Below are 17,038 nucleotides of genomic sequence, written 5' to 3'. Positions count from 1 at the left end.
GGCGTAAAAAATTTTCCTGCCCCGCCCTTGAATTGCGGTTAGACGACCTTATGTAGCGGTCACCGCAAGGTTTTTCAGCGTTTGCGCGCTGAAACAAATTTCGGCGTTACGTGTAATGCGCAGCGCCATGATCCTGCCGGTGAGAGCACCGGTTGATGTCAACAACTATTGGGAGAGATCGACAATGAAGCTTCGTCCTTTGCATGACCGCGTCGTGATCCGTCGCAGCGAAGAAGAAACCAAAACCGCTGGCGGTATCGTGCTGCCGGGCTCGGCTGCTGAAAAGCCGAATCAGGGCGAAATCGTTGCCGTGGGTACTGGCCGTGTTCTGGACAGCGGTGAAGTCCGTGCCCTGGCCGTCAAGGTCGGTGACAAGGTGGTATTCGGCCCATATTCGGGCAGCAACACCGTCAAGGTTGACGGCGAAGACCTGCTGGTTATGAGCGAGAACGAAATCCTCGCCGTCGTCGAAGCCTGATTGCCCGCGAATTTCCGTTTAATCGTCAAGAATTGAGGACCAAATAACATGGCAGCTAAAGACGTAAAATTCGGCGACGCCGCTCGCAAGAAACTGCTGACTGGTGTCAACGTTCTGGCCGACGCCGTCAAGGCCACCCTCGGCCCGAAAGGCCGTAACGTGGTTCTGGAGCGCAGCTTCGGCGCGCCGCTGATCACCAAGGACGGCGTTTCCGTCGCCAAAGAGATCGAGCTCAAGGACAAGATCGAAAACATCGGCGCCCAACTGGTGAAAGACGTTGCTTCCAAGGCCAACGACGCTGCCGGTGACGGCACCACCACCGCTACCGTTCTGGCTCAAGCCATCGTCACCGAAGGTCTGAAGTCGGTCGCTGCCGGCCTGAACCCGATGGACCTGAAGCGCGGCATCGACAAGGCCACCGCTGCCATCGTCGCCGAGCTGAAGAACCTGTCCAAGCCGTGCACCGACAGCAAGGCCATTGCCCAGGTTGGCACCATCTCCGCCAACTCCGACGAGTCCATCGGCAACATCATTGCCGAAGCCATGGAAAAAGTCGGTAAAGAAGGCGTTATCACCGTTGAAGAAGGCTCGGGCCTGGAAAACGAACTGTCCGTCGTAGAGGGCATGCAGTTCGACCGCGGCTACCTGTCGCCGTACTTCATCAACAAGCCGGACACCATGGTGGCCGAGCTGGACAGCCCGCTGCTGCTGCTGGTCGACAAGAAGATCAGCAACATCCGCGAACTGCTGCCGGTTCTGGAAGCCGTTGCCAAGGCTGGCCGTCCGCTGCTGATCGTTGCCGAAGACGTCGAGGGCGAAGCCCTGGCCACTCTGGTCGTCAACAACATGCGCGGTATCGTCAAGGTCGCTGCTGTCAAGGCGCCGGGCTTCGGTGATCGCCGCAAGGCCATGCTGCAGGATATCGCCGTGCTGACTGGTGGTACCGTCATCTCCGAAGAGATCGGCCTGAGCCTGGAAAGCACCACTATGGAGCACCTGGGTCAAGCCAAGCGTGTGGTCCTGAACAAGGAAAACACCACCATCATCGACGGCGCTGGCCAGCAAGTGGACATCGAGTCCCGCGTTGCGCAGATCCGCAAGCAGGTCGAAGACACCTCTTCGGACTACGACAAGGAGAAGCTGCAGGAGCGTCTGGCCAAACTGGCTGGCGGTGTTGCGGTGATCAAGGTTGGCGCTGCCACCGAAGTCGAGATGAAAGAGAAGAAAGCCCGCGTTGAAGACGCCCTGCACGCAACCCGCGCAGCCGTCGAAGAAGGCGTGGTACCTGGCGGTGGTGTTGCCCTGGTGCGCGCCCAGTCCGCTCTGGACGGTCTCAAAGGCATCAACCTGGAACAGGACGCCGGTATCAACATCCTGCGCCGTGCCATCGAAGCGCCGCTGCGTCAGATCGTCAGCAACGCTGGTGACGAGGCGTCCGTGGTTCTCGACAAGGTCAAGCAAGGTACCGGTAACTACGGTTACAACGCTGCCAATGGCGAGTACGGCGACCTGATCGAGTTCGGCATCATCGACCCGGCCAAAGTGACCCGTAGCGCCCTGCAAGCTGCCGCTTCCATCGCTGGCCTGCTGATCACCACCGAGGCGATCGTTGCAGAGCTGCCGGAAGACAAGGCTGCTCCGGCCATGCCGGACATGGGCGGCATGGGTGGCATGGGCGGCATGATGTAAGCCACCCGGCACCTGAGCTGTACCAAGAACCCCGCGCCCTGGCGCGGGGTTTTTTTTGCCGCTGGTTTATCCACGGACGAATGTTCTGCGGGCCTCTAGTCGACGGGTGTGCGACGCGAAAGCGCGGCCAGCGAGACAGCTATGGTCGCAAAGCGTTTTGACCGTTCGTCTTGTCGTAATCAGTCTGCAGTGATCGTGATCTAGTGTTAGCGAACGCGTTAGCAGCACTATCAAGAGGTTGCGATCATGAGCTTAGGGGTAATCAGAGGTTTGTTTCTTGTCGCGGCGCTCAGCGTCTCGGCACTGGCGGCCGCCTCCTGGTACGAGCCAAGTCCCGGCGTGATCAGCAGCAATGGCCGCAGCTACTGCCTGAGTCCCGAACTCAAGCGCGGCGAGGCGCCTGTTTCGGCGCAGGCCAACCAGAACCTGTTGCTGCTGGTAATGGGCCTGTCTCAGGGCTTTCGCTGACCGGTTGCTGCCTGCTGGAACAGTGAATTTCTACCTTTGCTGCGGACTCCGATACCCTGAGCGAACATTCGACGCAGGGGAAGCAGCAGATGTCCATTTACCGTGAGCGTGGCGAACGCCTTCGATCCTTACACCAGCAGAGTGAATTGCTGGTTCTGCCGAACCCCTGGGATGCCGGGTCGGCGAAGATGCTCGCGGCGCTCGGCTTCCAGGCCCTGGCCACCACCAGCGCCGGGCTGGCCTTTTCCTTGGGCCGGCGCGATGCCGAAGGCGCGGTAAGTCGTGACGAGGCACTGGCCAACGCCAGGGCAATCGTCGAAGCGACGGCGTTGCCGGTGGTCGCCGATCTGGAAAATGGCTACGGCAATACCCCCGAGGATTGCGCCGCGACCGTACGGCTGGCGGCGCAGATCGGCCTGGTCGGCGGCTCCATCGAAGATGCCACTGGCCACGCGGACGCGCCTATCTATCCCTTTGAGCTTGCGGTAGCGCGCATTCGCGCTTCGGTAGCGGCCGCTCGGGCGCTGGATATCCCCTTTACCTTTACGGCCCGTGCGGAAAACTTCCTGCATGGCCGCGCCGACCTGGACGACACCATTCGCCGCCTGGTGGCTTACGCCGAAGCCGGCGCGGACGTGCTCTACGCGCCTGGGCTGACCACCCGTGAGCAGATCCGGGCGGTGGTCGAGGCCGTGGCGCCCAAGCCGGTCAACGTGCTGGTCGGCTCGCCGAGTCTGAGGCTGTCGCTGGACGAGCTGGCGCAGCTGGGCGTCAAGCGCGTGAGCCTGGGTTCCAACCTGGCCCGCGCCGCCTATGGCGCCTTCCTGCAGGCGGCCACCGGGCTGGCCGAACGCGGCGACCTGAGCGGCGCCCGGCAGGCGCCGCCGTTCGATACCATCAACGACCTGTTCAAGGGCTAGCGTGCGGCAGTTCCTGATCGCGCTGTTGATCTTCGTGGTGGTCGGCGGCCCGCTGGCGCTGTATCGCCAGTGGATCGACGTGCCACCGCGCTGGAACCCCTGGGCACCGCTCGACCTGCGCGATACGCCCAACTGGCTGACTGCCTACAAGCTGCGCCGTTTGCAGGGTGATGGCGAGTTATGCCGCACGGTGCTCGACACCTCGGCGCTGCGCTACGTTGCGCTGCCCGACAGCAGGCCCGCCGCCGACTGCCCGCTGACCAACACGGTGCGGGTGCAGGGCAGCGAGGTGCGCCTGAGCAGCAGCTTTATCGCCACCTGCCCGGTGGCCGCGGCCTTTGCCCTGTTCGAACGCCATGGCCTGCAACCGGCGGCCGAACAGCGTTTCGGCCAGCGGGTGGTGCAGGTCGACCATGTCGGTAGCTTCGCCTGCCGCACCATTGCCGGCAGTCAACGGCGCAGCCAGCACGCCACGGCCAATGCCCTGGATATCGTCGGCTTTCGCCTGGCCGACGGCCGGCGCATCAGCGTGCTGCGCGACTGGCCGGGCGAGGATGACAAGTCGCTGTTTCTGCGCCAGGTAAAAGAGGCGGCCTGTTCCAGCTTCAACACCACCCTGGGGCCGGATTACAACGCGGCGCACCGCGATCACTTTCATCTGGATATGGGCGGCTTTCGTATGTGCCGCTGAGCTGCCCTGGGTTTATCGAGCCAGGCGCTGTTGCAGCGCCAAGCGGCCCATCAGCAATTCCCAAGGCGCCAGCGACTCCTGCAGCAACGGGTTGCTCGCCGCGTTCTCGGCTGCACCGCGGGGCGCCAGCAGTTGCTGCTGCAGTGCCAGCTCTTCGAGGGGCAGGGCGGCATCGATATCGTTCAGCGTGCAGACGAACTGGCGCTGCATCATCACGTCTTCCAGGGTGCGCATGCCGTGCATGGGCGCTTCGTCTGCGGGGGAGGTCGGATCCGGTGCTGCGGGTGCTGCCAGGGCGCTTTCCATCTCGCGCAACACGCTGCGCAGAATCTGGTCGTACAGCGCCACGCTGGCGCTCGATGGCGTACCGGCTTTCTGGGCGGCTACCCGGGTGTCACCGGGAATATGGGAGATGACCTCGAACATCAGGCGGCTGGCTCTGGCAAACTATCGCTTTCCGGGGTATCGGCTGTTGCCGGCCCGAGTTGAGCCAACGGCCGATCAAATCCTGCCGCCTAATCGATGGACGATTCGCAATGACTGAAATACAGCCCGACGTGCGCATTCGCATGGAGGCCCTGGCGGCGCATCTGCAAGCCGGCGCACAGCAGTGGGCGCAGCGCCTTGGCCTGCCGTTGGAAGGCGAAGCCGGCTATGCGCTGCAGCTGGGAGAGAGCGGTTTGCAACTGGTCGAACTGGGCCCCCAGGCGCCAGGCCCGGTGCGGGTGGATTTCGTCGAAGGTGCGGTGGCGCACCGTCGTCAGTTCGGCGGCGGCGCCGGGCAGATGATCGCCAAGGCGGTCGGCATCGCCCAGGGCATTCGCCCGCGGGTGCTGGATGCCACCGCCGGGCTGGGCCGCGATGCCTTCGTGTTGGCCAGCCTGGGCTGCCAGGTAGACCTGATCGAGCGTCAGCCGCTGATCGGGGCACTGCTCGAAGACGGCCTGCAGCGGGCGTCCAGCGACGCAGAGGTGGCGAGCATCGTCGCGCGTATGCGCCTGCTGCAGGGCAACGCCATCGAGCTGATGGGTGTTTGGCAGGGCGAGGCGCCGCAAGTGATCTACCTCGACCCGATGTTTCCCCATCGCGACAAGAGCGCCCTGGTTAAGAAGGAGATGCGCCTGTTCCGCCCCTTCGTCGGTGATGACCTGGATGCCCCTGCACTGCTCCAAGCCGCTCTCCGGCTTGCCAGCCATCGCGTGGTGGTCAAGCGCCCGCGCAAGGCTCCGATCATCGACGGCGCCAAGCCGGGCTATGCCCTGGAGGGCAAGTCCAGCCGTTACGATATCTACCCGCTGAAGAAGCTCACGCCTTAGCGCCTGTTCACGATCGTTCGGCTCTGCTTTAGCGCTTTGCCTGCAAAGTTGACGGAAGCGGTCATTCCCCCCTATCCCGTGGGAACGGGCCATGCCCGTGATTTTTCGCGGGCATGGCCCGCGCCCACAATGAGCCAGCGACGACCGCTTCTGCCTTGTAGCAGTCTCCTTAATGTTGCCTAAGAAGATCGTGAACAGGTTTAAACGAATCGCTCTGCGGTCGACATCCAACCTGAACGTTTTACCGGTACCTACCTCAGATTTTGAACGGATGCACGAGACATCCACGCAAACCGAGGTAGCCCCATGAGCGAGACCATCACAGACGGCGCCGAGCGCCGGACGATTTCCCTGTCGTTGAACGGCAGCCCTACCCAGGTCGAGGTGTACCCGTGGATCACGGCCCTCGATCTGCTTCGTGAACAGCTCGACCTGGTCGGCACCAAGAAAGGCTGCGACCACGGCCAGTGTGGCGCCTGCACGGTGCTGGTGGACGGCCAGCGGGTCAACGCCTGCCTGACCCTGGCAGTGATGCTCGACGGCCGCGAGCTGACCACCATCGAAGGCCTGGCCGCGGGTGATGAGCTGCACCCCATGCAGCGCGCCTTCGTCAAGCACGACGCCTTCCAGTGCGGCTATTGCACGCCCGGGCAGATCTGCTCGGCGGTCGGCCTGGCCAACGAAGGGCGAGTCGGCGACGCCGCCGATATCCGCGAGCGCATGAGCGGCAACCTGTGCCGCTGCGGCGCCTACAGCAATATCCTGGCAGCCATCGAAGAAGCACTGCCCGAAACCGAACAGGCGGTGCGCCCATGACCCCCTTCGCCTACAGCAAGCCTGCGGCCATCGACGAAGCGGTGCGCCTGGCCGGGCCCGACAGCCTGTTCATTGCCGGTGGCACCAACCTGGTCGACCTGATGAAGGAAAACCTGGTGCGCCCCAAGCGCCTTATCGACATCAACGCGCTGCCGCTGCGTGAGGTGACCGCCACCGCCGACGGCGGCCTGCGCATCGGCGCCCTGGTCGGCAACGCCGAGCTGGCCTGGCACCCGGAGATCGAACGGCGTTATCCACTGCTTGCCCAGGCGCTGCTCTCCGGCGCCTCGCCCCAGGTACGCAACATGGCCAGCGCCGGCGGCAACCTGCTGCAGCGCACCCGCTGCCATTACTTCTACGACAGCCAGGTACCGTGCAACAAGCGCGAACCTGGCAGCGGCTGCCCGGCCCGCGAAGGGCTGAACCGCAACCATGCGCTGTTCGGTGCCAGCGAGCTCTGCGTGGCCGTGCACCCATCGGACTTCTGCGTGGCCCTGGCCGCCCTGGATGCCCAGGTGGTGATCACCGGCCCGCAGGGCGAGCGCCGCGTGCCGATGAGCGACTTCCATCGTTTGCCTGGCGATACCCCAGAGCGCGACACCGTGCTAGAGGCAGGCGAATTGATCCTCGCCATCGAGCTGCCGGCCGCAGGCTTCGCCGGTCATCACGCCTACCTCAAGTTGCGTGATCGCGCTTCGTTCGCCTTCGCCCTGGTGTCGGTAGCCGCGGCACTCGAGCTGGACGAGGGCGGGCAGATCCGCCAGGCGCGTATCGCCCTGGGCGGCGTCGCCCACAAGCCATGGCGCCGAGCGGACGTGGAAGCCAGCCTGGTCGGCCAGCCCGCCACGCCCGAGCACTTCGCGGCCGCTGCCGAGCTGCTGGTCAAGGATGCCCAGCCGCTGGCCCACAATTCCTTCAAGGTCGAACTGGCGCGCCGCGCCGTGGTTCGGGCCCTGACCACCGCCGCAGAAGGAGCCCGCCCATGAATGCGCGAACCCTCGGCCAACCGCTGGACCGCGTCGACGGCCCGCTGAAAGTCAGCGGCCGGGCGCGTTATGCCGCCGAACATCCGGCCGATGACCTGCTCCATGGCAGCGTGATCTGCAGCGTGATCGCCCGTGGCCGCATCACCGCCATCGACGCCTCGGCTGCCCTGGCGCTGCCCGGTGTGAAACTGGTGCTCAGCCACCTCAATCGTCCGCCCATGGCTCAGGACGACGAGAGCTACGAAGACGACGATGCCGCCGATGGCTCGCCGTTCCGCCCGCTGTTCAACGAACGGATCCGCTACAGCGGCCAGCCGGTGGCCCTGGTGGTCGCCGATACCCTGGAGTTGGCCCGTCACGCCGGCTCGCTGGTGCGTATCAGCTACGAGCAGCAGCCCCATGCTACAGATCTGCGCGAAGCCCTGAGTGCGGCACATGCCGCGCCGGCCGAGCTGCCCAAGCCACGTGGCGACGCCGATGGGGTGATCGCCGGGGCGCCCGTGCGTCTGGAGCTGGAATACGAGCTGCCCTGTGAATATCATCACCCCATGGAGCCCCATGCCTCGACGGTGATCTATCAGGCCGACGGCAGTCTGCTGGTGCACGACAAGACCCAGGGTCCGCAGAACAGCCAGCGTTACCTGGCCGAGGTGCTCAAGCTCGAACCGGATCGCGTGCGGATCAAGTCTTCCTTCGTGGGTGGCGCCTTCGGCTCCGGCCTGCGCCCGCAGTACCAGTTGCCACTGGCGGCCATGGCCGCGCTGAAGTTGCAGCAGTCGGTGCGCGTGACCCTGACCCGCCAGCAGATGTTCACCTTCGGCTATCGACCGCGGGCGGTGCAGCATCTGCAACTCGGCGCCGATGAAAATGGCAAGTTGCAGGGCCTGGTGCACGAGGTGATCGCCCAGACCTCGCGCTTCGAGGACTTCACCGAGCACGTCGCCGAATGGTCGGGGATGCTCTACCACTGCGATCACGTGCGCCTGGCCTACCGGCTGGCGCCGCTGGATGTCTACACGCCGCTGGACATGCGCGCGCCGGGCGCTGCTACCGGCGTTTACGCGTTGGAGTCGGCAATGGACGAACTGGCCTGGGCAGCAGGGGTAGACCCGGTGCAACTGCGCCTGACCAACTACGCCGAAACCAACCAGAACGAAGGCAAACCCTATTCCAGCAAGGAGCTGCGCGCCTGCTATCAGCAGGGTGCCGATGCCTTCGGCTGGAGCAAGCGCAGCCCGCAGCCGCGCAGCATGCGTGAGGGCGATCAGTTGATCGGCTACGGCATGGCCACCGGCGTGTGGGAAGCCATGCAGATGCCGGCCAGTGCCCGTGCCAGTTTTTCCGCCGATGGCCGCCTGATCGTCGCCAGCGCTACCTGTGACATCGGCCCGGGCACCGCCACCGTGATGACCCAGATCGCCGCCGATGTGCTGGGCCTGGAGCCGTCCCAGGTGGAATTCCGCCTTGGCGATTCCAGCCTGCCCCAGGCGCCGTTGCAGGGCGGCTCTTTCACCGTATCGTCGGTGGGCAGTGCGGTACGCGAAGCCTGCCTGGCCCTGGCCGAGAAACTCTGCGAGGCGGCGCGGCAATGGCCGGAGGCGCCGTTCAGCGATGGTGCGGCGCTGCGTTTCAGCGCTGGCCGCGTGCAGCAGGGCGAGGATGCCAGTCGTGCGGTCGAGCTGAGCGCGCTACTCGCTCGGCACGGTAGTCTGGAGGCCGAGGTGCAGGCGCAGCCCGGCAAACAGCGCGAGCGTTACGCCAGTGCCAGCCACTCGGCGGTATTCGTCGAAGTGCAGGTGGATGAGGCGCTGGGTACGGTAAGGGTCACCCGGGTGGTCAGCGCCATCGCCGCCGGCCGGGTGATCAATCCGAAAACCGCGCGCAGCCAGATTCTCGGTGGCGTGGTGTGGGGCATCGGCATGGCCTTGCACGAGGAGGCGATGATCGACCATGACCTTGGGCGCTGCATGAACCACAACCTGGCTGACTACCATGTGCCGGTGCACGCCGATATCGGTGCTATCGAGGTGATCTTCGTCGAGGAGAACGACAGCATCATCAACCCGCTGGGCTCTAAGGGCGTGGGCGAGATCGGTATCGTCGGGGTTGCCGCGGCGGTCGCCAATGCGGTCTACCACGCTACCGGCAAGCGCATTCGCCAGTTGCCGATCACCCTCGACAAGCTGCTTTGACGGTTGTCGATGACGGGTTCGCCGAGGCGCGCCCGTCATCGTTCTGTCTCGGTTCGTTGCGTATCACCAGCCAGATCCCCAACCCCGAAATGACCGTGCCCAGGCCCATCAGCCAGGACAGCGGCTCGCCGAACATCGCCCAGGCCCACACCAGGGTCAGCGCCGGGCTCAGGTACAGCACGCTGGCCACCCGCGTCGGTGTCGAGCGCTTCAGGCACAGCCAGTACAAGCCGTAGCCGCCTATGGTGGAAACACTCGTCCACAGCACGCTCAGGGCGAAGCCGCTTGAGGGCACCGGCATCAGGCTGCCGTCCATGGCGGCCAGCAGTGCGAACGGCACGCAGCAGATGCAGCATTGCAGCCACAGGTTGCCGAGCAGGTCGAGGGACGCCGCGGCCTTGGTGCGTTTCTGCCACAGGGTGGCGACCGCCAGCGAGAGCATGCCGAGGAGCGGCAAGCCGTAGACCCACAATGGCGCATCGCCCCAGGCCAGTGCATCGGAGGTGGCCAGCACCACGCCGGTCAGGCCGGTGATCAGGCCGAGCCAGGTACGCCAGCCCAGGCGCTGCTGGAGCACCAGCACGCTGAGCAGTGCGACGCCGATGGGCAGCAGGTCGGCCAGCAGGGCGGCGAGCCCGGCCGGCACGCCGAGGGCGATGCCCTGAACCACGCCAGCGAGGTAACCGCCCATCGCCAGCAGACCGATACCGGCATGGCGCAGCAGCGTGGCAGGCGACGCATGGCGCAGGCGCGGCAATGCCCAGGGCGCCAGCAGCAACACGAACAGCAGGCTGCGCCAGAACACCACCAGCATGGCCGGCGCATGGTCGATGGAGAAGCGCGCGCCAATAAAGCCCGAACTCCAGATCACCACCAGGGCCGCTTCGAGCACCAGCAGCGGAATGGCGATGGGCCAGAGGCGAGCGGTATGGGTAACGGACATGAGGGATGACCGGATAAAGGGTGTAGGTGCAGGCTACGAAAGCGGGGTAATCTAATAAATCAAAATATATTTAATCAGTGGTTCGGAATTATTGAACGATGAATGCCGTACTCGACATCGAGCTGATCCGCACCTTCCATGCTGTGGCGCGCAGCGGGCGCTTCAAGGCGGCTGCCGAACAGCTGCACAAGAGCCCGGCGGCGATCAGCGTTCATATCCAACGCTTGGAGACGGTCGCCGGTGGCCGGCTGTTCGACCGCGACAACCAGTCGGTGGCGCTGACGGTGCTGGGCAAGCGGCTGCTGCGCTCGACCAGCGAACTGCTCAGCACTCACGATCGGGTGCTCGCCGAGTTGCAGGGCCCGCGACTGGTCGGGCGCATCCGCCTGGGGATACCCGACGAATACGCCGCCCATGTGATCCGCGACATCCTGCCTATTTTCGCGGCGGCCTGGCCCAACGTGGTACTGGAGGTGAAGACCGCGCCCAGTTATACGCTGCGCGAGCAGGTGCAGGCCGGCAAGCTGCACGGCGCGGTGCTCACCCTGCCGCTGGGGCAGCGCGAGGGGGCTCAGGTGCTGGTCGCCACCACGCCGGTATGGGTCGCAGCGGCATCCCGTCCGCAGGCGGCAAAGGGCATCATCCCGCTGGCCATTCACGCGGCCGACTGCCCGTACCGCAGCCTGATGCTGGAGTCGCTGAAAGCGGCCGGCTACAGCTGGCGGGTAGTGCTCGACAGCCCGTCCAGCCAGGCTATCAGGGCCTGCGTCGAGTCGGGGCTGGCGATCACCCTGATGGACCGCGCGAAGATGAGTAGCCTCATGCGTATCGTCGAGGAGCTGCCCCAGGCCGCCGAGCATGAGGTGATGTTCCTGCGCTCGGCCCAGGCACAGCACGACGAGGCCCTGGAGCTATTGGCTCAGGCCATTCATCAGCACTTTCGCCTGTGATCAGCGGTGTTTGGTGCTCGAGCGCAGCTTGTAGCGTTCGCCCGGGTGAATCAGCCGCACGTAGCTGATCAGGTGCTCGTTCGACCAGGTGCGGCGGATCATCGACAGACAGGCGGCGCCCGGTGCGATGTCCAGCCATTCGGCAGTACGGGCGTCGGCGTGCACGGCCTCGACTACATGCTCCACGTCGCTGATCGGGCAACTGGCGACTAGCACTTCGTTGGGTGTCTGCTTCGAGAAGTCGCTGCTCAGGTAATGGGGCACCCAGCGCGGATTGACGAAGCGATCCTCGAGCTGGATCGGCACGCCGTCTTCCAGGTGCACGAGGATGCTGTGAAATACCTCGGCGCCGATGCGCAGGCCCAAACGCAACGCCACCTCGTCATCGGCGGCCAGCGCTTCGCTGCGCAGGATGCGGTTGGAATAGGTATGGCCGCGGGCGCGCACCTCGGCGGCGATGTTCATCACCTCGTGCAGCGAGGACTCGGATTTGCGGTCGGTAACGAAGGTGCCCAGGCCCGCCTGGCGAATCAGGTAGCCCTGTTGCACCAGATTGTTGATGGCCTTGTTGGCGGTCATGCGGCTGACCGAGAAATCCCTGGCCAGCTGTTCTTCGGGGGGAATCTGGTGATGCAGCGGGTAGTCACCGTTGCCGATGCGCTCGAGCAGAAAATCCTCGATGGCCTTGTAGCGCGGGGTGGGACTGGTCACGGCAACTCCTTGGTAATGCCCGGTGCGCGGATGATAGCGGAGCTGGCGCCACGCTCCCACTTGCGGGAGCGGGCGCGAGCCAGGCGCATCAGCCTACCGAAGGCAACATGCCGGCCGGCAGCAACGGCGTCAGCACCCGTTCGGCCAGCAGCTCGTCGGCGACGGCGATGTCCGGGGCGAAGAAACGGTCCTCGACGTAGTACGGCACCTTGGCGCGCAACACCTGGCGCGCCTGCTCCAGCGCTGGCGTGCTCTGCAGGCCCTCGCGGAAGTCCAGGCCCTGGCAAGCGCCCAGCCACTCCACGGCCAGTACGCCACGGGTGTTGGCCGCCATGTCCCAGAGGCGCTTGCCGGCAGCCGGGGCCATGGACACGTGGTCTTCCTGGTTGGCCGAAGTCGGCAGGCTGTCGACGCTGTGCGGATGGGCCAGTGCCTTGTTCTCGCTGGCCAGGGCTGCCGCCGTTACCTGGGCGATCATAAAGCCGGAATTCACGCCTCCGTTGGCCACCAGAAACGGCGGCAGCTGCGACATATGCTTGTCCATCATCAGCGAGATACGCCGCTCGGACAGCGCGCCGATCTCGGCGATGGCCAGGGCGAGGTTGTCGGCGGCCATGGCCACCGGCTCGGCGTGGAAGTTGCCACCGGAAATCACCTCGCCTTCGGCGGCGAATACCAGCGGGTTGTCGGAGACCGCGTTGGCTTCCACTGCCAGCACATCCGCGGCCTGGCGCAGCTGGGTCAGGCAGGCGCCCATGACCTGGGGCTGGCAGCGCAGGGAATAGGGATCCTGCACCTTGTCGCAGGCGGCGTGGGAGCGGCCGATCTCACTGCTGTCGCCGAGCAGGTGACGGAAGGCGGCCGCCGCGTCGATCTGCCCGCGCTGGCCGCGGGCGGCATGGATGCGCGCATCGAAGGGCGAGCGCGAACCCAGCAGCGCCTCGACGCTCAACGCGCCGCAGACGCTGGCCGCGGCGTACAGGTCCTCACCCTCGAACAGGCCGCGCAGGGCGTAGGCGGTGGACACCTGGGTGCCGTTGAGCAGGGCCAGGCCCTCCTTGGCGGCCAGGGTCATTGGCTCCAGGCCGGCGATGGCCAGCGCCTCGCTGGCCGGCAACCACTGGCTCTGGTGCCGCGCCTGGCTTTCACCGAGCAGCACCAGCGACATATGCGCCAGCGGCGCCAGGTCACCGGAGGCGCCGACCGAGCCTTTCAGTGGGATATGCGGGTAGACCTCGGCGTTGACCAGGGCGATCAGCGCGTCGATCACCTGGCGGCGGATGCCCGAGAAGCCGCGCGCCAGGCTGTTGATCTTCAGCAGCATGATCAGCCGCACCATGGCGTCGCTCAGCGGCTCGCCGATGCCGGCGGCATGGGACAGCACCAGCGAGCGCTGCAGCTTTTCCAGGTCGGTATTGGCGATGCGCGTGGAGGCCAGCAGGCCGAAGCCGGTGTTGATGCCGTAGGCGGTGCGGCCCTCGGCGATGATCCGGTTGACGCAGGCGACGCTGGCGTCGATGGCCTCGTGGGCGCTGGCGTCCAGGCTCAGGTGCACGGGAGCCTGGTAGGCGGCGCGCAGGTCGGCCAGGGTCAGTTGGCCGGGTTTCAGGTTCAGGGTGGTCATGAGGTGTGTGTCCAAAGAGCGTGTTCAAAGTCTCGCGAGCTAGAGCCAAACGGTGGCGCAAATGGCTGAGGACGCGGAGTTTACGAGCTGTAAATGAGCAGTCCGAAGTCGTTTGCAACGCCGTTTGGCCGACGCGCAGCAGACTGTGGACATGCTCTCAGCCGATCATCGGCAGATTCAAACCCTGCTCACGGGCGCAATCGATGGCGATCTGGTAGCCAGCATCGGCATGACGCATCACCCCGGTGCCCGGGTCGTTGGACAGTACGCGGGCAATGCGCGCGGCTGCTTCATCGCTGCCATCGCAGACGATGACCATACCCGAATGCTGGGAGAAACCCATGCCGACGCCGCCGCCGTGGTGCAGCGACACCCAGGTGGCGCCGCTGGCGGTGTTGAGCAGGGCATTGAGCAGCGGCCAGTCGGACACCGCATCGGAGCCGTCCTGCATGGCCTCGGTCTCGCGGTTGGGGCTGGCCACCGAGCCTGAGTCCAGGTGGTCGCGGCCGATCACCACCGGCGCGCTCAGCTCGCCCGAGCGCACCATCTCGTTGAAGGCCAGGCCGAGCTTGGCGCGCTGCCCCAGGCCGACCCAGCAGATACGCGCCGGCAGGCCCTGAAAGGCGATGCGCTCGCGGGCCATGTCCAGCCAGCGGTGCAGGTGGGCGTCGTCCGGAATCAGTTCCTTGACCTTGGCGTCGGTCTTGTAGATGTCCTCGGGGTTGCCGGACAGCGCCGCCCAGCGGAACGGGCCGATGCCGCGGCAGAACAGCGGGCGGATATAGGCCGGCACGAAGCCGGGGAAGTCGAAGGCATTGCTCACGCCTTCTTCCTTGGCCATCTGGCGGATGTTGTTGCCGTAGTCGAAGGTCGGCACGCCCATCTTCCGGAAGTCGAGCATGGCCTGCACGTGCACGGCCATGGACTGCTTGGCAGCCTTGACCACGCCAGCCGGATCGGTGGCTGCACGATCCCTGTATTCGGCCCAGCTCCAGCCAATCGGCAGGTAACCGTTGAGCGGGTCGTGGGCGCTGGTCTGGTCGGTGACCATATCCGGGCGTACGCCACGACGTACCAGCTCCGGGAGGATTTCGGCGGCGTTGCCCTGCAGCGCTACGGAGATGGCCTTGCCTTCAGCGGTGTACTTAGCGATGCGCGCCAGGGCGTCGTCCAGATCGGTGGCCTGCTCGTCGACGTAACGGCTGCGCAGGCGGAAATCGATGCTGCTCTGCTGGCATTCGATATTCAGCGAGCAGGCGCCGGCCAGGGTGGCGGCCAGCGGCTGGGCACCGCCCATGCCACCCAGGCCTGCGGTCAGCACCCAGCGGCCCTTGAGGTTGCCGGCGTAGTGCTGGCGACCGGCCTCGACGAAAGTCTCGTAGGTGCCCTGGACGATGCCCTGGCTGCCGATGTAGATCCAGCTGCCGGCGGTCATCTGGCCGTACATGGCCAGGCCCTTGGCATCCAGCTCGTTGAAGTGCTCCCAGCTCGCCCAGTGCGGCACCAGGTTGGAGTTGGCGATCAGCACGCGCGGTGCATTGGCGTGGGTCTTGAACACGCCGACCGGCTTGCCGGACTGCACCAGCAGGGTCTCGTCGTCATTCAGGTTGGTCAGGCTCTCGACGATCTTGTCATAGCACTCCCAGTTACGCGCGGCACGGCCGATGCCGCCGTAGACCACCAGCTCCCTGGGGTTCTCGGCCACGTCCGGGTCGAGGTTGTTCATCAGCATGCGCAGCGGCGCTTCGGTCAGCCAGCTCTTGGCGGTAAGCGTGGTGCCGCGCGGGGCGCGGATTTCGGTGTCGCGGAACTTGGTCATGGTGCGGGCTCCTGTGGGAACGGATCAAGGGTGGGCGGTCAGAGCCAACCCAGAAATCGGGCGAGGTAGGCCAGGGGGATGGCCAGCAGCAGGCTGAGCAGGGTGCGCTGCAGCCAGATCAGCAGCAGGTGCCCCAGGCTCAGGGGAATCCGCGTGGCCAGCACGCAGGGAATCGAGGCGGAGAGAAACAGCACGCTGCTGACCGAGACGACGGCGGTGACGAACTTCACCAGCACGTCGGCGTCCTTGAGCAGCATCGCCGGCAGGAACATCTCCGCCAGGCCGGCGGACAGGGCGCGAGCCACCTGCATGGGTTCTTCCAGGCCGAACAGCCAGGTCAGCGGGTAGAGCAGCAGGCCGAGGGCGTCGAACAGCGGCGTGTACTTGGCGGCGAGCAGCCCGAGCAGGCCGACGGCGAGAATGCTCGGCAGGATGGCGGCGGTCATGCGCAGGCCATCGACGAAGGTTTCGCGCAGCGCCGCGCCCAGCGACGGTGCGATGCTGGCCTGCTGCATGCCGGCGCGCCAGGCGCTGCCCAGGCGGCTTTCACCGGGTTGCAGTTGCGCCTCGGGCGTGGACTCGGATGGCAGCCGCGACAGCGGGTAGATCCGCGCGCTCAGCGCCGTCACGGTGAAGGTCACGGCCATGGTGCCCCAGAAGTACAGGTTCCACTGCTCCATCAGGCCCAGGGTCTTGGCGATGATCACCATGAACGGCGCCGACACCGTGGAGAAGCCGGTAGCGATGATCGCCGCCTCGCGCACGCTGTAATGGCCCTGCTGGTACATGCGGTCAGTGATCAGCAGGCCCACCGAGTAGCTGCCGACGAAGGAGGCCACGGCGTCGATGGCCGACTTGCCCGGCGTGCGCCAGATCGGCCGCATCACCGGCTGCATCAGCACGCCGATCAGCTCCAGCAGGCCGAAGCCGATCAGGAACACCAGGGCCAGCGAACCCAGCGGCACGATCAGCGCCAGGCTGAGCACCAGCTTCTCGAACAGGAATGGCAGCATGTTCGGCTGGTACAGCGCCTGCGGGCCGAGCTGCAGCAGGTAGGCGGCGCCGATCAGCAGGCCGCACACCTTGAGCACACTGAATACGCTGTGGGTCAGGCTGCGCCGCCAACTGCCGTCCAGCCAGGGCGCCAGCGCGCCGTAGAGCATGAACAACAGCGCCAGGCCGATCACCAGCGGCCGCACGTGCAGTTGCAGGGCGCTGGCGGCATGATCGAGGAGGATGGTCGAACGCCCGGCGATCTCGAGCGGCACGAAGAACAGCACTAGGCCGATCAGGCTGTAGCCCAGCAAGCGCGCCAGGGCGCGCGGGCGGGACACGCGGGCGTTCAAGGGCAGCGGCTCAGACATGGCGCGGCTCCTGGCCGCGGCGGGCGGTGGTGAACATCGGGGTTTCCTCGTAATTGTTGTTGTGCGGGAAA

General features: G+C 65.6%; 16 protein-coding genes. 10 read left to right on the top strand and 6 right to left on the bottom strand.

The features are described from left to right. Window positions 1-184 precede the first annotated feature (184 nt). The 5 genes from BM154_RS05035 (at window position 185) to BM154_RS05015 (ending at window position 4,246) form a co-directional block, all read left to right on the top strand. Window positions 185-478: a co-chaperone GroES gene (locus tag BM154_RS05035; protein WP_042554944.1), complete on the top strand. Its 294-nt coding sequence runs from the start codon at window positions 185-187 to the stop codon at window positions 476-478. A 48-nt stretch (window positions 479-526) separates the two neighbouring features. After that, window positions 527-2,167, top strand: a complete 1,641-nt coding sequence (gene groL / locus BM154_RS05030; protein WP_074881268.1) for a chaperonin GroEL — start codon at window positions 527-529, stop codon at window positions 2,165-2,167. A 246-nt stretch (window positions 2,168-2,413) separates the two neighbouring features. After that, on the top strand, window positions 2,414-2,635 hold the full coding sequence (locus tag BM154_RS05025; protein ID WP_074881267.1) for a hypothetical protein: 222 nt from the start codon (window positions 2,414-2,416) through the stop codon (window positions 2,633-2,635). 89 nt (window positions 2,636-2,724) lie between these two features. Further along, window positions 2,725-3,555, top strand: a complete 831-nt coding sequence (locus BM154_RS05020) for an isocitrate lyase/PEP mutase family protein (protein WP_074881266.1) — start codon at window positions 2,725-2,727, stop codon at window positions 3,553-3,555. A gap of 1 nt (window position 3,556) precedes the next feature. Next, window positions 3,557-4,246, top strand: a complete 690-nt coding sequence (locus tag BM154_RS05015; RefSeq protein ID WP_074881265.1) for an extensin-like domain-containing protein — start codon at window positions 3,557-3,559, stop codon at window positions 4,244-4,246. A gap of 12 nt (window positions 4,247-4,258) precedes the next feature. Here the strand turns inward: BM154_RS05015 and BM154_RS05010 are convergent, their stop codons facing one another. Then, entirely contained in the window at window positions 4,259-4,672 is a 414-nt protein-coding gene (locus tag BM154_RS05010) for a hypothetical protein (protein ID WP_074881264.1), read from the bottom strand. Between the two features lie 110 nt (window positions 4,673-4,782). Between BM154_RS05010 and BM154_RS05005 the strand changes: the two genes are divergently transcribed. The 4 genes from BM154_RS05005 (at window position 4,783) to BM154_RS04990 (ending at window position 9,556) form a co-directional block, all read left to right on the top strand. Then, window positions 4,783-5,562 carry a class I SAM-dependent methyltransferase gene (locus tag BM154_RS05005; RefSeq protein WP_074881263.1) on the top strand — a complete coding sequence of 260 codons (780 nt, stop codon included), beginning with the start codon at window positions 4,783-4,785 and terminating at the stop codon, window positions 5,560-5,562. A 306-nt stretch (window positions 5,563-5,868) separates the two neighbouring features. After that, on the top strand, window positions 5,869-6,378 hold the full coding sequence (locus tag BM154_RS05000) for a (2Fe-2S)-binding protein (protein ID WP_074881262.1): 510 nt from the start codon (window positions 5,869-5,871) through the stop codon (window positions 6,376-6,378). After that, window positions 6,375-7,364 (top strand): FAD binding domain-containing protein, encoded by a 990-nt coding sequence (locus BM154_RS04995; RefSeq protein ID WP_074881261.1) that lies wholly within the window; start codon window positions 6,375-6,377, stop codon window positions 7,362-7,364. Before BM154_RS05000 ends, BM154_RS04995 begins: the two co-directional genes overlap by 4 nt. Then, the gene (locus tag BM154_RS04990) at window positions 7,361-9,556 is read left to right on the top strand and encodes a xanthine dehydrogenase family protein molybdopterin-binding subunit (RefSeq protein WP_074881260.1); all 2,196 of its coding nucleotides are present in this window, start codon (window positions 7,361-7,363) and stop codon (window positions 9,554-9,556) included. The genes BM154_RS04995 and BM154_RS04990 overlap by 4 nt, the downstream gene beginning before the upstream one ends. Here BM154_RS04990 and BM154_RS04985 read toward each other — a convergent pair. Then, window positions 9,534-10,499 (bottom strand): DMT family transporter, encoded by a 966-nt coding sequence (locus BM154_RS04985; RefSeq protein ID WP_074881259.1) that lies wholly within the window; start codon window positions 10,497-10,499, stop codon window positions 9,534-9,536. The two genes, BM154_RS04990 and BM154_RS04985, sit on opposite strands and share 23 nt — an antisense overlap. A 98-nt stretch (window positions 10,500-10,597) precedes the next feature. On the opposite strand from BM154_RS04985, the gene BM154_RS04980 reads away from it, so the two are divergent. After that, complete coding sequence (locus BM154_RS04980) at window positions 10,598-11,449, top strand: LysR family transcriptional regulator (RefSeq protein WP_074881258.1); 852 nt, start codon at window positions 10,598-10,600, stop codon at window positions 11,447-11,449. Here BM154_RS04980 and hutC read toward each other — a convergent pair whose 3' ends face one another. From hutC to BM154_RS04960, 4 genes are all read right to left on the bottom strand, one after another. Next, entirely contained in the window at window positions 11,450-12,160 is a 711-nt protein-coding gene (gene hutC / locus BM154_RS04975; RefSeq protein WP_074881257.1) for a histidine utilization repressor, read from the bottom strand. An 88-nt stretch (window positions 12,161-12,248) separates the two neighbouring features. Continuing rightward, window positions 12,249-13,784 carry a histidine ammonia-lyase gene (gene hutH, locus BM154_RS04970; RefSeq protein ID WP_074881256.1) on the bottom strand — a complete coding sequence of 512 codons (1,536 nt, stop codon included), beginning with the start codon at window positions 13,782-13,784 and terminating at the stop codon, window positions 12,249-12,251. A 157-nt stretch (window positions 13,785-13,941) separates the two neighbouring features. Next, a complete protein-coding gene (gene hutU / locus BM154_RS04965) occupies window positions 13,942-15,603 on the bottom strand; it encodes a urocanate hydratase (protein ID WP_074881255.1) in 1,662 nt (553 codons plus the stop codon). A 38-nt stretch (window positions 15,604-15,641) separates the two neighbouring features. Beyond that, window positions 15,642-16,967, bottom strand: coding sequence for a YjiH family protein (locus BM154_RS04960; protein WP_074881254.1), 1,326 nt, complete (start codon window positions 16,965-16,967; stop codon window positions 15,642-15,644). Window positions 16,968-17,038 lie beyond the last annotated feature (71 nt).

Source organism: Phytopseudomonas argentinensis, assembly GCF_900113905.1.
In the GTDB taxonomy this organism is placed as follows: Bacteria; Pseudomonadota; Gammaproteobacteria; order Pseudomonadales; family Pseudomonadaceae; genus Aquipseudomonas; species Aquipseudomonas argentinensis.
The sequence above is the reverse complement of the archived record's forward strand: the minus strand, read 5'-3'. Positions and strand labels throughout refer to the sequence as shown.